This is a genomic window from Archangium sp. Cb G35, from assembly GCF_001896145.1.
Taxonomy (GTDB): Bacteria; Myxococcota; Myxococcia; order Myxococcales; family Myxococcaceae; genus Archangium; species Archangium violaceum.
In genome coordinates this window covers 211581-227458 of record NZ_MPOI01000012.1, presented here as the reverse complement: position 1 = coordinate 227458, position 15878 = coordinate 211581, and the positions used below count along the sequence as shown (strand labels likewise).

Annotated in this window: 9 protein-coding genes; 4 read left to right on the top strand and 5 right to left on the bottom strand. The window is 66.1% G+C overall.

The genetic code is table 11. From position 1 onward, the window contains the following. Window positions 1-31: 31 nt before the first annotated feature. Window positions 32-1009, bottom strand: coding sequence for an HPP family protein (locus BO221_RS33615; RefSeq protein WP_073564952.1), 978 nt, complete (start codon window positions 1007-1009; stop codon window positions 32-34). Between the two features lie 87 nt (window positions 1010-1096). Continuing rightward, window positions 1097-1414 (bottom strand): hypothetical protein, encoded by a 318-nt coding sequence (locus BO221_RS33610; protein WP_073564951.1) that lies wholly within the window; start codon window positions 1412-1414, stop codon window positions 1097-1099. 275 nt (window positions 1415-1689) lie between these two features. On the opposite strand from BO221_RS33610, the gene BO221_RS57440 reads away from it, so the two are divergent. Then, window positions 1690-3219 carry a polysaccharide deacetylase family protein gene (locus tag BO221_RS57440; RefSeq protein ID WP_073564950.1) on the top strand — a complete coding sequence of 510 codons (1530 nt, stop codon included), beginning with the start codon at window positions 1690-1692 and terminating at the stop codon, window positions 3217-3219. A 5-nt stretch (window positions 3220-3224) separates the two neighbouring features. Here BO221_RS57440 and BO221_RS33600 read toward each other — a convergent pair whose 3' ends face one another. Beyond that, window positions 3225-4208 carry a Rieske 2Fe-2S domain-containing protein gene (locus BO221_RS33600; protein ID WP_233166367.1) on the bottom strand — a complete coding sequence of 328 codons (984 nt, stop codon included), beginning with the start codon at window positions 4206-4208 and terminating at the stop codon, window positions 3225-3227. A gap of 108 nt (window positions 4209-4316) precedes the next feature. Between BO221_RS33600 and BO221_RS33595 the strand changes: the two genes are divergently transcribed. The 3 genes from BO221_RS33595 (at window position 4317) to BO221_RS33580 (ending at window position 8252) form a co-directional block, all read left to right on the top strand. Beyond that, window positions 4317-5354 carry an AraC family transcriptional regulator gene (locus BO221_RS33595; protein WP_073564948.1) on the top strand — a complete coding sequence of 346 codons (1038 nt, stop codon included), beginning with the start codon at window positions 4317-4319 and terminating at the stop codon, window positions 5352-5354. Window positions 5355-5434: 80 nt separating this feature from the next. Further along, complete coding sequence (locus tag BO221_RS33590; protein ID WP_369865922.1) at window positions 5435-6481, top strand: DUF6607 family protein; 1047 nt, start codon at window positions 5435-5437, stop codon at window positions 6479-6481. A 592-nt stretch (window positions 6482-7073) separates the two neighbouring features. Then, window positions 7074-8252: an IS66 family transposase gene (locus BO221_RS33580; protein WP_369865924.1), complete on the top strand. Its 1179-nt coding sequence runs from the start codon at window positions 7074-7076 to the stop codon at window positions 8250-8252. Between the two features lie 130 nt (window positions 8253-8382). Here the strand turns inward: BO221_RS33580 and BO221_RS33575 are convergent, their stop codons facing one another. Further along, on the bottom strand, window positions 8383-8919 hold the full coding sequence (locus BO221_RS33575) for a hypothetical protein (protein ID WP_143195830.1): 537 nt from the start codon (window positions 8917-8919) through the stop codon (window positions 8383-8385). Further along, on the bottom strand, window positions 8919-15464 hold the full coding sequence (locus BO221_RS33570) for an AAA family ATPase (protein WP_143195829.1): 6546 nt from the start codon (window positions 15462-15464) through the stop codon (window positions 8919-8921). The genes BO221_RS33575 and BO221_RS33570 overlap by 1 nt, the downstream gene beginning before the upstream one ends. Window positions 15465-15878: the final 414 nt, after the last annotated feature.

Below are 15878 nucleotides of genomic sequence, written 5' to 3'. Positions count from 1 at the left end.
CACCGGACGTCCTCCGCATGAGCTCGCGTTCCTAATGAGGCAGCGGTTCGCCGCCCTCCTGCTCCTGTGCCCGCACGCCGCCCATCCGCTCGCGCAGCCAGCGCAGCAGATCGATGTACGAGAGAATCCCCAACAATCGCCGGTCCTCGTCCACCACTGGAATCGCGTCCACCCGATCGTCGGTGAAGAGTTCCAGGGCCCGGGCAACGGGGGTGCCGGAGCGCAGGGCGAGCGGATCCGGTGTCATCACCTCGTCCAGCCGCTCCTCCAATACCTCGCGAGCGGCACGGGGCCACTGCCGGGGCGTCCCACCCAGCCTCTGGCGCAGGTCGCGCTCGGAGAGGAGGCCCACCAGCCGATCTTCCTCATCCACCACGGGCAGGTGCCGCACGCCCGCATAGATGAGCGTCCAGGCCGCTTCGTCCAGTCTCGCATCCGGTCCGAGTGCGAGCGGATCGGGGGTCATCAGCGCATCGACGGGCAGCTCCCACGGGCCGCCGGGGACGGACACATGCTCGCCCGCCATGGCGGAGAGCAGATCTCCATCGGTCAGGATGCCCACCATGCGCCTGCTCGCATCGACCACCACGAGCGAGTGGAGGTGGGCCCCACGCATCGCCCGCGCGGCCGCGGGGAGATCCTCGTCCTCGGAGATGCATTGCACCGGGCAGGACATCAGGTTCCTGACCCGGACCCAGCGAGCCTTCCCGGAATGGATCGCCTCCTCGAGCACATCCATTCGCGTCAGCATGCCGAGGAGCCGGTTGTTCGCACCCACGACGGGAAGGTGCTGGACATGGCGGAACTTCTTGAGCAGCTCCTCCACGGACAACTCCTCGCTCGCCCGGAGGGTGGACACCTTCCGGCTCATCACGTCGCGCACACGCAGCCAGGCCACCCCGGGGGTGCTGCCAGGCTCTCCCGTCTCAGGGAGATCGCCGGCGCGTTCGCGGGAGCTCTCCGTCAGGTCCGTGCCAGATGCGGGCGGCTCCTGTGTGTGGTCTGCCATGGTGCCCCTCCTTCGGCATGCCGCTGACCTCTTTCGAAGTTCAGGGTGCCGGGCTCGCGGGGCAATCCACCTGGGGTCTTCCTCTGGCTACGCCGGGACGGTGCGGCGCGAAGCCCGCGTGCGACGGGGCGGCTGGTGCTCGGGTTGGCCGCCGCGTCCGTGCTTGCTCCACACGTCGGTCATCAAGGAGAGCACCAGCCCCACGATGGGCCAGAAGGTCCACTGCCCGCCGAACCAGTGCTGCACGGCCGAGTACCAGAGCAGCGTGGTGGGCAGGAAGATGAAGCCGAGGATCGGCCAGAGCAACGTGTCGAACATGCCCCGGAACCAGCCGGTGAAGAACCACAGGATGATCATCAACAGCCGGGGGATGGCGAGGGCGAAGAGCGCAAACAGGACGGGCATGTTCGCCTCCAATGGTGGCTCGGAGGGACGGGACGGATGTCTGATCTACAAGCTGGGGAGGGAACCGGGTGTCCGCCAGTCGTTGGTATGGGACCGGAGGGGTGATGCCCCAGCTTGCGTGCCGATGAGCCCTCCTCTGCCTCCTGCCCGGCGGCCCGATCAGGGGCCCCCCGCCTCCGGCCCCCAGGGTGGGAAATGTGGTGGGTGCAATGCATTGGCTTCAGACCGCCGGGTCATGGTCTGGAATGGGGCGGATGCCAGAGATTGGGCACCCCATGTTCCCCTTCTCACGTCTTGCCTCGTGGCGCTGTGGCGGTGTCCTGTCCGTGGTCGTGAGCGCGGGCGTGCTCCTCGGAGCCTGCGTCTGGAACTCCGCACCGCCCGGAGATGAGCCTCACCCGGCGGGCCAGGAAGACCTCGAGCCAGGTTCCTCCGTCGTTCCTCCTGGCTCCACCATCGTCACCTTCTCCTTCGCGGATTCGGTCAGCAACCAGGCTCGCGCCGGGGAGGTCTTCAACAAGTACGGGCTGCGAGCCACCTTCTACATGAGCAGTGGCCGCATTGGCCGCAGTGGCTATCTCTCGTTGGACCAGACACGTGCGCTCTCGGCCTCGGGCCACGAGATTGGCAGCCACACCGCCAACCACGTGGACCTGGACACCGTGTCCCCCGAGGTGGCGCGAAGGGAGATCTGCGATGACCGGGCCATCCTGATGAGCCTGGGCTTTCCCGTGACGTCATTCGCCTATCCGTTCAGCTCGGATTCGCCCACGTCCCGGCAGCTCGTCATCGACTGCAACTACAACAACGCACGTGCCGTGGGAGGCATCCGCAACCCGGACGGTTGCTCGAGCTGTCCGGTGGCGGAGACGATTCCTCCCGTGGACCCGTTTCTCATCCGCACCCCCGCCTCGGTGAAGGGCGACTGGACGCTCGCGGAACTGCAGGGCCTGGTGCTCCAGGTCGAAGCCGCGGGCGGAGGTTGGATGCTGATCTCCATGCACGGCATCTGCCCGGGCGTGGACGCCTGCGGCGATACCTATGACATCCCCGAGGCGCGGCTGGACGCGTTCCTCGCCTGGCTCGCGCCGCGCTCCTCCCGAGGTACCTTCGTGATGACCACGCACGAGGTGATCGGCGGACCGGTGAAGCCCGCGGTGTGGAGTGACGGCGGAACGTTCCCGTTCGACGCGGGCGTCTCCGACGCGGGCGTCCCGGACTCGGGCACTCCGGATGCCGGTGTCCCCGATGCTGGTGTCCCCGATGCTGGTGTCCCCGATGCGGGCACGGATGCGGGGACGGACGCGGGTACCCCGGTCGTGCTCATCCCGCTGCGCAACCCCTCGCTCGAGACGGACAGCGATGGGAACAACGTGCCCGATTGCTGGACGCGGCAGAACCTCGGAACCACCTCGGGAGGCTGGCTGCGGACGACGGAGGCCCACACGGGGAGCTGGGCGCAACGGCCGCGCATCAGCAGCTACACCAGCGGAGATCGGAGGCTGGTGGTGACCCAGGACACCGGTGCGTGCGCGCCCGCCGCGGCGTCCGGGCGCGCCTATCGGGTGTCCGCCTGGTACAGGACAGACTCGCGGGCCGCTTTTGTCGCCTCCTACCGCACCGCCACGGGCGCCTGGGTCACCTGGACGTCGGGGCCGGACCTGCCCATGAGCCCCACCACCTATCTCCGGGGTGAGTGGGTGACGCCGCCTCTGCCCCCGGGCGCCACGCACCTGAGCGTGGGGCTGGCGTTGCGTGGGATCGGGTCCGCCTTCATGGACGACTTCACCCTGGAGCAGCTCTGAAGGTATCACCCCGATGCGGCCGTGGGGGCAGGGGCGAGCGGGAGCGTCCGGCGCTGGGCTTCCAGCCGCCGCTCATACAAGCGGTACCAGAGCGCGATCCCCGCATCGGCCCGCACCAGATGGAAGTCCTCGCGGGCGGGGTGCCGGGGCTCACTGTCACGCAGCAGGGCGTAGTCTTCCGGCTGGATGAGCCGCACCTCCGTCCGCACGAGGAACCACGCCACGAGCCCGCCCAGGAGCGGGAGGCCGCTGCGGTAGCGGAAGACCACCCAGGTGTTCTCCGCGTCGATGGGCGTGGCCACCGCCATGGCCCGGGTGAGCTCTCCGAAGTGGAGCAACACCACGTGGGGAAACAGCACCCGGATCTCCGCCACGAATCCGCTTCGGCCGTTCCAGGGTTTGCCGTCATCCTCACGCAGGACACCGCGGGTGTGGATGACGTCGCCCTCGAGGCGCGCCGTGTAGGGATCCAACAAGGTCCCCATTCCAGGGGCCCATCGGCGGTGAGCGAAGGGGAAGTGGTGGAGGTCCAGGTTCCCCTCCATCACCCGGGCGAAGGGAACGTTCCAGGTCAGCGTGGCGGTACACGCGCCCGCTCCCGCCTCCGGAAGCTCCTGGCTCCAGGGCAACGGGGGGAGCTCCTCCCGCTCCTCTCCCCACCAGAGCCACACCAGGCCGAGCCCCTCGCGGACCACGTACCCCTTCACCCGCAGGTCCGCCCGGATGGGGCGCGCGTCACCGTCGCAGGGAACGCGCACGCACGCTCCATCCACCGCGAAGCGCAGGCCGTGGTAGGGGCACTCCAGGCATCCGTCCACCACCCGGCCCCTGGAGAGGTCGGCGCCCCGGTGGGGACAGGCCGCCTCCTGGGCCACGGGCCGGCCCTGGGCGTCCCGCCACAGCACGAGCCGGCGGCCGAGCCGGGTGAGTCCCACGGGCCGGCGGCCCAGCCTCTTCGATTCCAGCACCGGGTACCACGTGTCCCGCACGAAGTCCTCTCGTGCTCCCGGTCTCCGTGTCTGCCTATCCTCATCCGTTCCCATCAGCCAGGGGCCTCCCTCGTCTCCAATGTAGAAAGGCCCCGCCGGACGTGAGTGATGCCACGCGCCAGAAGGAATGCTCCCACGCGCCAACCGCGCCCGGCACCCGCGGGCCCCACCGTCTGGGCCGGGCTGGCGCTCCGTGTGCTCGATTCCGCCGAGGCCCGAGGGCTTCCCCGCCACGTCCTGATGGAGGCTGCCGGGCTCGAGCACGCGCGGCTCTCCGCACCCGAGGCGCGCGTCTCCCTGCTCTCCGTCTACACCCTCCTGGAGGAGGCGGCGGCCCGGCTGCGGGATGGATGTCTCGGGCTGCACCTGGGCGCGGCCCTGCGCGTGGATGACCTCGATGCGCTCGGTTTCCTCATGGTGAGCAGCCGCACGCTCGGTGACGCACTGGAGCACGTTCTGCGCTACCAGCGTCTCTGGAGCGAGGGAGAGCGCTTCTCGCTGGAGCGGGGCGCCGGGCGGGTGACGGTGACGTACCATCCCCACGGGCCCGAACGCCTCGCACACCGGCTGATGGCCCAGCTCCTCTTCGCGGACCTCATCGTGAATGGCGGGCGGCTGGTGGGAGGACTGCCCGGGGCCCGCCTGCGGCTGCGGGGGCCACGCCCCGTGGATGCGCCCGAGTATTCGCGCGTGCTCGGCGTGCCAGTCTCCTTCCGCGCGCCGCAGGACGTCCTGGTGATGCCCGCGGCCCTTCTCGCGCGTCCCCTGCCTGGAGCCGACGCCGGCTTGTCGGGAGTGCTCGCGCGTGCCACGGACCGGATGATGGCCGGGCTCCCCGCCTCGTCCCGCGTGGCGGACCAGGTCCGGGCCCTGCTGCCCGAGTTGCTGCCCGAATCCGGCGCGAGCCTCGCGCACCTGGCCGCCCGCCTCCGGATGAGTCCCCGCACGCTGCAGCGCCGTCTGCGCGACGAGGGCACGTCGCTGGAGGCCGAGCGCGAGGCCTTCCGCCGGCAACAGGCTCACGTCCTCCTCGAGGCGGAAACCCCCATCGCCGAGGTGGCATGGCGGCTCGGCTACTCGGCGCCGAGCGCCTTCCACCATGCCTTCCGCCGTTGGACGGGCCAGTCTCCCCGGACGTTCAGATGACGGCAGTCCACCCGGGCGTGCCGCGGCTCGCGGCGCCCTCGGCTTGACGGTGGGTTCCCGGGCATGTGAAGAACCTGCGAATGCGAATCGTTCTCAATATTACAGCATATGGTCTTGCGGGTGTGCTGACCCTGGGGAGCTGGGGTTGTGCGACGACACAGTCCACCGGGTCCTCGAGTGGAACGCCTCCGCCGGAGTTGGCGGGGGACGCAGACTTCGCGAGGGGACGGGAGGCCCTGTCGAGGATGGGGGGCTGCTTCCTGGTGGACTACAACTTCAGCGAGACGAAGGCGTTGGCTCAGGGGTACACGCGCGACGAGCGCGTCTACGACGTCAACCAGAAGAAGACGGTTCTGGAGTGGATCTACCCGGTGGAGGAGGGGAGGAAGATCCGCGTGCAGCACGTGCTCTTCGCGCTGGATGAGCAGGGCCAGTTCATGGAGGGCTCGCTGCTGCGCCACCAGGCGGAGGACTGGGAGTACGCGCCGGCCTACTATTTCGAGTACCAGGGGCAGTCCCGGTGGAAGAAGGTGCGGGTCGAGAAGCCCCAGGGACAATGGGCGCGGCGGGTGACCAACCTGGACGATGGGCTGCGCTACCAGTGCGTGGGCGCCTGGGTGGCGCATGGGCAGCGGCTGGAGTGGGAGTGCGGAGACAACTTCGCTCCCATCCCGGGACGGGAGACGCGGGACATGAAGCGCTCGGACTACCAGGCGCTGGTGCGCGCAACCCGCCTGGTCTCGTTCCCCTCGCACTTCGTGGAGCGGCAGAAGAACGTGAAGACGGTGGTGGCGGGCGAGGAGCGCAAGCCGCTGGCGGAGGAAGTGGGCCGCAACTGGTACCTGCGGATGCCGGAGAAGGATTGCCAGCAGGCGATGGACTTCACGAAGGCGAGGGGGGCCTACTGGCGGCTGCTGCAGGAGACGTGGGCGGAGCTGTTCGAGCAGGTGGATGACTTCACCGAGGTCACCCCGCCCGAGGCCCCTCCGCGTTTCATGAAGATCATGGAGCTGGAGGACGAGGTGCTGCCCCGCCTGGCGGATCCCGCGGGGAAGGCCGAGGCCAAGAAGCGGATCCTGGAGATCATCCAGACCTACCGTCCCGCTGCCGCACCCAAGGCCCCCTGACTGGGATGCTGGTGGTGAGGGGCCGGAGACAGACTCCGGCCCGTGGAAACAACCACGGCTGGCCAGCCGGTGCCGTCCGTTGAGCGACTTGGACGTGCGGGGAATGCTCCACTCAGGCCCCGCTCCCTTGCCGAAGTACTCCTGGGACCGCGATGGGTGTCGTCGTATTGGGCGAGGGGGCGCCCACCGGATGACGCCCCTGCTCGGATGCCTCTCCTCCCGGTGCGTTCCCAACATTGGATGGTGCGCTGCCGCGAGTGACCCACGGGGGCGCCCAGTCCGACACAGGCAAACCCTATCGGACCGAGCACATCCTGCGTGCCGTAGTCGGCTATGCGAGGGACACTCGAACCACCGTTTGATGCCTTCTACGAGTACAGAACCGCCGAGCCGGACGCGGATCTGGACCGGATCGCATTGCGACAGGCGGAGCCTCACAAAGTGTCTTGGACTCGAGCCCTCGGCCGTCTGGGATCCGCGGGGAGTCGAGGAGCGCCTGCTGGACGCCTTCATGGGACAGCCCAACGCGGCGTTGGAGCACATGAAATCAGAGCTGCGAAACAGGATACCGAAGTGAAGGAGATGGCCCTCAATTCTCTTCGAAGCCGAGGGCGGCCTACTGGCGGCTGCTACAGGACAGTGTCCCAAGTGCGGCGGGGCGCTGGCGCAGATGAAGGGCTGCTACGAGGAGGCCGAGGAGGTGGACGTGGTGGTGCGCCGCCACAAGCGCCAGAAGTATCGCTGCGGCTGCGGCGGGTGCGTGGAGACGGCCCTGGGCCCGCCCAAGCTCCAGGCCGGTGGGCGCTACTCCGTGGACTTCGCCGTGGAGGTGGCCGTGGCCAAGTACCTCGACCACATGCCCCTGGAGCGGCAGGTGGGAAGCATGGAGCGCGAGGGGCTGGTGGTGGACAGCCAGACACTCTGGGACCAGATTGACGCGCTGGCGCGGTTGCTGTCGCCCGCGCACGAGGCGCTGCACGCGGCGCTGCTGACGCGCGAGATTCTGGGGGGAGACGAGACGCGCTGGCCGCTGCTGGGCAGCAAGAGCCAGACGCGCTGGCACGCCTGGGCGCTGTGCGCCCCCGACGCAGTGGTGTACCGGATACAGGAGGGCCGGGACACCGAGGCCGCGCGCAACATGCTCCAGGATTATGGCGGAATCCTCATGGTGGATGGGCTGAGCACCTACGAGAGCGCCGCCGCGGGCTCCGGGGGGAAGCTGACCCTGGTGAACTGCTGGATGCACGCGCGGCGCAAGTACGTGGAGTGCGTGGAGGCCTTCCCCCAGGCCGAAGAGGCTCTGGAGATGATTGCCGGGCTGTACGCAGTGGAGCGCGAGTACAAGGAGGGACCCGAGAGCCTGGAGCGCCTGCTGGAGCTGCGACAGCACAAGAGTCGTACCATCATCGAGCGGCTGCACCAGTGGGCGTGCGAGCAGCGCGCATTGCCCCAGTCGGCGCTGGGCCAGGCAATCAAATACATGAGCAACCGGTGGACGGGGCTGACGCGGTTTCTGACGGACCCGCGGGTGCCGCTGGACAATGGGGCCACCGAGCGCGCCATGCGCGGGCTGGCGCTGGGGCGCAAGAACCACTACGGCAGCCGGAGCCGGCGTGGCACCGAGGTGGCGGCCCTCTACTACAGCCTGATGGAGACGGCGAAGCTGGGCGGGGTGGACCCCAAGCGCTACCTGCGAGAGGCCGCGCTGGCGGCCCTGCGCGGGGAAGCGATTCCCCTGCCCAACCAGCTCGCGCAGTCCGCTGCGGGCTGACTCGCCACGGCACTCATTCCCACCTGTCTTGAGCTGACCGGGCGCCGCGCTGGCTGTCGCACCGCGGTGAGCGCTCCCTCATGCCCCGCGCTCGTCGTCAAGCTCCTCGACCACGGGGCTCGGCGAGCATTTACGCAGCCTGCGCGTCGTAGCGCAGGATAGAATCTGGCTGGATTTCCCGGCGGCCTGAGTCATCATTGGCGAGCTGCGCGACCCATAGAAGTTCAAGCACAAGATGCTCAACGTCGTTCAGTGCCTCGAGTAGCAGCAGTGCTGATGACTTCTCCGGTACGGGCATGCTCGGGTGCGCGAGCATGCTGCGCAAGATTGGGATCAGCTTCCGATCCCATAACCCAGCATGCGTGCGCTTGTCATTCACGCGCTGACGCAGCTCTCGAGCCTGGTGCTTCTCCCGCAGCTCCCAGAGCTGAGGCACCAGCCGCGCAATCTCTGACCTGGTTGCCGCCCGTTCCGCTGCTGGAGCACCCTGCTCGTCCGCACGCGCAAGGAGCTCGGCAAGGTAGTGCGCCATCCATTGCTCCAGGAAGCCTGGATCCTCTCCGAAATCGCGCAGCAGCAGGTGCGCCCGCTCCTTGCTAACGGCATCTCCTCGAGAAGGGGGCTTGCCATGCCGGGCTTCCCCACCCTTCTTTATCTTTCGCACCATCACCTCGTCCCACCGGGTTGAGTCCCACTCAGCCCGCTCCATAGATAAGCCCGCGTCCTGTCCCTGCCGCTGGCATCTTCTTCGTCACCCGTCTTCGCCTGACCGTACTGCCCAATACTCACACTGAAGATGACGTCCAGTCCTATAGCTCGTGCATAGGCTGAGATCGCGTCGCGGTGAACCACGAGCCGACTGCCCTCTGCTGACGACTGGCCTCGCTCATCAGCGCGATGCCAAAGCTCGTAGCGCGCCATGGGTGTGCCCGCCTTGTCTCGCCAAACGAGCTCGGCCGGACGGCGAGTCCAACCGAGCCTCTTCACGACGTCGAGCGCGGGGAAGTGATACTTCAGTCGGCGATGATGAATCGAGGGCTCGACGTCATGCAGCGGGAGTTCCTGGGTCACATGGGCTGTCCAACTGCGAAGACGAAAGAGCCCGTCAGCGAGATCGTGTTCACCTTCGGATTCTCCTGCTCGCTTCATCTCGAACTCCAGCTCAGGAATGATGAAGTCGTGGTTCACCTGCAAGAACGGAAGGTAGTGGGACCGCCCTGGTTCGCCCATGACCCGAGCCAGCGCTGCCGCAGTCTTGGGATTAACGACGGCCGAGTCTACCTGGGCCATAAAACCACGGCCTTGAGCATAGGCAGTCCGCTCACCCGCCACCACAACCCACTCACGCTCGCCCGGGACCCACAGCTCCCTCAGGAAGCGATCATCCGCTGATTCTCCCCCGGGCGGAGGCCCCTGGCGGCCATAGTTGTCCGCGAGCGGCGGTGGCGCGTCGATAGCCATGGCGGGCAGGGCAGGGTCGGCGCTCCTCAGTCGGTAGCGAGACCAGTCCTCCCACTCGCCCCCTGCCAGCTTGCCGTAGCTCGCCTCGACTACTGGCATCGTGTCGATCATCTGCCCGGCCACCAGGAACAGCCCGTGTCGCTCCCCATAGATCTGAACCAACTCGAGCTGCGGTTCATGGCCGTGGTGAGTGCTGGTTGCGCTGTAGAGGCCCTTCCCGCGAAGCCGCTTCTTCTCAGCCTTTATGTCCGCTGGAGTGATCCCCAATATCTCAATCCACGATTCGGCTCTTTCCGCAGCCCGCTGTTCCAACTGGAACACGTCTCCCAGGAAGCACTTCACCATGGGGCGGAGCCAGTCTTCCCGTGTCTTCCAGTCCCAGCGAGTGGCCGAGTCTGTCTCGGCCATCGATTGGTCGGAAAGTGGCCTGGGCACGATATGGGGAGCCGCCGTGCCCCGCTCACGCGGCGCCACAACAGAGATAGGCCGATTGACGCCTTCGACACCCTCCCGGTCCTCAGGCCGCAGCGTCCCCGGAAACGCTTGCTCGATAGCAAGCAGCGCCTGCTTCAGGTGGTGGCGGATCCTGGCGTGTGGCAGCTCGCGTGAAACAGCATGAGGCAACAGGCGAGGCACGGCCTCCCGGAGGACCTCCGGCGCGCGCAGAGACACATGCTCGAAAGCGAACGCGAGCCATTCCCGGACAGACAACCACCGTGGGAGCGTCTTGTCCTCGAACACATCCAACAGTTCGGACAAGAGGCTGGAAGAGTCCATCGCTCCCGGTTGCTGGTGGCTCTCAAGCAGCAGGTGAACCACCGAGTACGTTGCCTGCCACCGTAGCGACTGTCGCGGGTGACCCAACGCGAGCCCAAGCATGGACAGAATGATGGGCTCGCGCGCTGGCTCGGCCGGCGTAGTCGCGCCCGGCACCATCGTCGCGACGCGCACAACAATCTCCCGCGTGAGGCGCGCAAGTTCCCCTGAAGGCAGCAGCCTGGCCGCATGGCCCGCGAGCCGCGCCAAAGTGTCCGCGTCCAGGTCGCGCAGGTGTGCACCAGTTGCATTGAGAAGCACCGACAGCCGCCCCTCCGGCTCAGCCCACTGCCCATCGAAGAACACAGGCTGGAGCTCCCCAAAGAAGCCATACGCGAGCCGTTGCAGCATCTCCGGGTCGAGCAGCCGCTCCATGCCACTGGCTACCGCATCTTCGACCTGCGGCTCACTTCTGCCCGCCCCATCGGCGAGCGATGCCATCATCCCGAGTGCATTGGGGCGATGGCCGAGTGAACCCCACCGCTCAACAACCTCGATCAGCCTGACCCGATCCGCAACTGGCAGCATGCCGCAAAGCGAGTCCAACAAATTTCGGAACTCCGCTGGGGATACGCTGCGCAATGCTTCTCCATCCGCACCGACAAGTTTTTCCAGCGCCGCGCGCGGAGCCCGCGCCATGTATCCGAGCACTGTCGTCACCCACTCTGGCGTAGACCTCTGCGCCCTGAACGCTCTGCCAGCCACGAGTTCCTGCTCACCTGCCCGTTCCTCAGGGTCCACAAGCGCGGCCTCGATCGCATTCGCGTACCTCTCCATCCGCTGGATCTCCGGCTCTTCGCCGAGCCCGATCTGCCGAGCCCAGGCGACAATCTCACGGGCAGGAGCAACAGGACCCTTCTCGGAGAAACGGCGGCGGGCCAGTCGCATATAGAGCGAAAGAGCCGCGTGCACGGAAGCACCGCGTTCGGACTCTCGTTGGATGGCGGCCCTCGCAACCTCGTCCAACTGCTCTGTGCCCGCCACAAGCGGCAGCAATGGCCACACGAGCGTGGACGGTAGTGAGCGACCAGCAAGGCCTCCCGTCAGCACCGCTGCCAGCCCCGTTTCCAGATCCAGCCCCCCCGCCTCCTCCAGCATTCTTGAGCGGGAGAGCGCTGTCCTCGGATCCAATCGCGCCAGCAGTCCGAGCACGTCATCGGGACCAAAGCTTACCTTCTTCGGGCTGATTCCCTGCCAATAGCCAAAGAGCGCGCACAACCTGTCCAATTCCTGAGCGACCGGGACCCGTGCATCCGTTGCCGCCTGAGCAAGTCGGAAGAGGCTGGCCGATCGAGACTCAATTCGGCTATCGAGCTTGCTGGCTACCTCTCGGGCCGTGACGACGAGGGTCCGCGCCAAGGACAAGCCTACCCGTCTGGCGGCGTTGTACAGGTCCAGTAGGCGTCCCACTCCCTCCTCGGCAGGCACAACTGAAGTCCGACAATCCCCCAGTTCCTGCCGGATCCATCTATCTGCCTCGGCCAGATAGCGGTCATCTCGCGAGAGGATGTCGGCCCAGAGAAACTGCTCCGCCTCTCGCACTCCATCGAGCAGTCGCGTGCCCCCCTCAAGGACCGCCTTGAGAAGGTCCGCACGCCTTCCAGGCAGAGCCAGTACAGCCTCCAGCAGAGTGGCGGTCAGCGTGGCGTAGCGGCTCCGAACCCGCTGCCATTCTTCCAGCGGACGAGGCTTCCAGGCTTCGGCGAGGTCGCGAACGTCGCCTGCCAGTTTCTCCACGGAAGCACCTGCCCAGGCCTGCACCCGAAGTCGAAAAGCAGGATACCGCTCTGCCATGACCTCACGGACCTCACGCAAACGAGGGTCATCGGCCTCAAGGCTGGGTTGACGCGTGTCCCTCAACGGTAGAGGCCGGAACGTCTTGGGATCAAAGTGCTCTCCCAAGAGCACTTCCCGCAGCGCCTTCCACCGCAGATAGTCATCAATGCTGGGCACGAACCAATTGCGCGGCGGCAATGGAGCCCAGATCGGGAGCAACTCGCAGGCTAAGTCCTTGAACCCTGCCACAAGCAACTGTTCAATGGCGTCAGCGAGCGCGTTGGCTACGATGTTCTTGCCCAGGCTCGTCTGAGTCTCATCTTCAAGGACCGACTGGACCAACACCTGCTTCTTCACCCGGCCGGAAGAAACCATCACCTGGGAAATAGCGGTCACCGCCTTCCGCACCGCCCGCTCCCCTAGACTGCGGAGCGTGGCTCCTCGGCCCCCATGCAAGTCCCGCGCGGCAAGTATCCCCAACAACGCCGCTACTTGGCTGGCGGCTCCCAAGGGAGCGTTCGTCACAAGGGGAACCGGGTCTTGCTCTTCGAGGGTGGGCCACTCAGCCGCTACCGCTGCGGCAAGATAGAGGCCCAGACCGTTTTCCTGATGCCGGGCGAGCCACTTGAACGCCCCAACCAAGCCTCCAAGTCGCGCGCGATACCGAGCCACCGACACCCAGACATCCATGTCGACGGGATACCCCTGGGGGAAGCGAGCCCGTTCGGCCTCGAGGCTCGCCGAAGCCCAGGTGAAAACCTCGACTGCGGCCTCGTGGCGCTCCTTGCGGCTTGCGAGTGCCGCCGCCAGCTCGAACAGGCTCCGGAAATTGTCAGGCTGGATGGGAAGAACCTGAAAGAGCCCCGCTCGCGCGCCGGGTGGAGGCCTCACCTGATACCAGTCCTTGGAGGGGTCCTTGCTCAGAGAGTCCAGCGGAATCAGGTCTGCGGCCACCGCGATGTCGAGGCGGTGGACGAGCTCGCTGCCAAATGCGTCGCGCCCCTGTGCGAGATCGGCGGCCCGGAAGAGCATGTCCACCGCATCTCCGTTCCGCCTCAAGGCTCTGGCAGCGATGAGCGCTGCTCGTACGTCTTCGAGTACACGCTCGCCGTGGGAGTCAGCCTGCCGGACCTGCTCTTCAAGTTGGCCAGGCTCCTTCCAGAACCCCAAGAGCTTCTCGTACCGCTTCGCCCTCAACAGGTGATATGAAAATGACCTGCGGGCATAGGTGTCATGCTCGAATTGCCGCTCGCAGAAGTCGGCGAGCCGCTCACGAGCCTTGTGCCCCTCCTTGATCAACCGCTCGCCCACCCAGTCCAGGAAGTCCTGGTCCTGCCAACCAATCACCCCGTCCGGTCCTGCTCGAAGCCCAAAGCTCACCTTGTCAACGATGCCGAGCACTTCTTCGCGGGTCTTTCCCAGGACAGCAGCGACCGTGTCCACCTGTGCTGGATGACGCAGTTCGTAGATGATAGCGAGCGCGAACCAAACATCCGGAGGAAGCCGCCGGATCCCCTGGCCAGACTCATAGTATTCATCATAATATTCGTATGCGTTCTTCCGGGCGGTTCTGCGGATGATGTCTCGGGCTTGCTCGATGGGATGTACCGCCACGTCTGCCAGGACCTTCGCCTGAACACGCGGGTTGCCAGTCGTACGCTCGTGCAGGAAATCGATCTCCGCTGGACCGAGCTTGGGCGCCAAGTGCTTTGCGTGCACCCGCGTCTCCTCCTGGGTGAAACCTCGCACCTCAATCTGCTGGAACAGGCGCAAGGCATCCCCCAGGACAGCCGCACGGTTCTCCGTCCGAAGGGAGACGAGAACGACACAGTTGGATGGCCACTGGATCGCCCAGAGCATGGGAACAAAAGATCTGTCCATCTCCGAGAGCACCCGCCTTGCCTGCTCTGCGGCATTATCAATCGCGTCAAAGAAGAGTACGAGCCGACGGCCTTCTCGCTGCGCCTCGGCCGCAGCTGCGGCGAGCGCATGATCCAGCTGGTCCATCAGATCTCGAGGCTGGAGCGTAGTGGTCGCAAGTACTCCTGTCCTGTAGGCGGCATCCAGATCGTTGATGACCTGCGTAAAACAGATGTGGAAGGGAGAACGTTCGCGCCCGGGCCGAAGCCCCTGGCCATCCGCAAAGCAATCGTAGAAGACGGCTTTTTTCCCTGCATACTCACGAAGGGCAACACGCAGTGCGCTTGTCTTCCCTGCCCCGCTTCGCCCATGGACGAGGATGAGCCCTTGGTGATTGTCGATGGCTTGGCGTATCTCGGCACTCGCTCGCGTCTCGAAGAGCTTGTCCCCACCAGCGAGCAGCGAGGGCGCGGGGTTGATCTGGTTCTCGGTCAATCTCAGCAATCCCAGCACGGTCGAGCGCTGCAGTTCCTCCTTGCGGCCCGGCGTGGCGAGTGACTGCAGCGCACCCAGGAATGCATCCAATTTCTCCGAGATTTCAGAAGAAAGGCCTACCAACTGCTTGAAGAGTTCCGCCTCGCTATGGACAAGCGGGAGTTGCGCAAACGCGGAAAGGTCCCAGGCAGCGAGAAGCTCAGCAAAGCGACGCCAATCCAATCCACTGGCGCTCTTCAGCTTCCTGACAATGACCCTCCCCTTCTTTGCCTCGCGCTCCAGCTCGCGAGCAGCGTCGTCCGAGCTCATGCCGCGGACACGTGTCTGGAGTCCCGTGAGCTGCTCAGCAAGGGGGGCAGCCAGCGGCTGGTTAGTGAGTAGACGGATGATGACTCGCGCCCTGCGCGCCCTGGCCGCAGCCGGGTTGGCACCGGTGGGGGCCATGGCGTCGAACATCTCTGCCAACTTCCGGAACACCGCCGAACGTGCCTTCGGTCCTCCACTGGAATTCTTTTCCGAGATGAGTCGGCTCAAGGTCCATGGATCGGTCGGCCGGAGTGGGCTGTACTTCACCTGCACCAACGAGATCGTCTCTGCGGATCCGGCATCTGTGCCACCGAGATACTCGGCGACATCAACCCCCAGGAACGTCCGCTCATCCCGTCGGAGGACAGCATCCGCACGGGAGACGTTCTCTAGCACGATGAGCTTGAGATCCGACTGGGGGTGCAGCATGTCCAGGCAACGACGCGCCACGTAGGCGAGGTGATAGCGATCACCCGCGTTGGATGGACGCGCATCCACCAGGGCATGCGGCTTGGCCCGCTGTGACGATCTGGGCTTCGAGGGGCTGCGAGATGATCGACCTAGCGGTTTCAATTCTGCCTCCCCAGCGCCACATCGCGCGTGAACCTTCACCGAGTGACGTACTCGAATCCAGCGCCATAATCCACGTCGGGTGACTGGGCACACGCCACCTGCGGCTGGGGGGGCTCCTGAGTCGGCGTGTACCCAATGGGGCTGCACCGCGTCTCCTCCGGCCCAGCCCACAGCTCACGTGGCACCCGGCAGCAGCCCTCCTCGACCCCTCGGTTCCAGCCCTCTCCCTCAACACGGCCCCATCCCGCCTATACGCCTCCGGATTTGGTCCAAATTTGGTCCAACAAGAACCGATTTGGTCCCCCAAGGCGATCCGCGCCTCCTCGTTAGGAGTGGGTT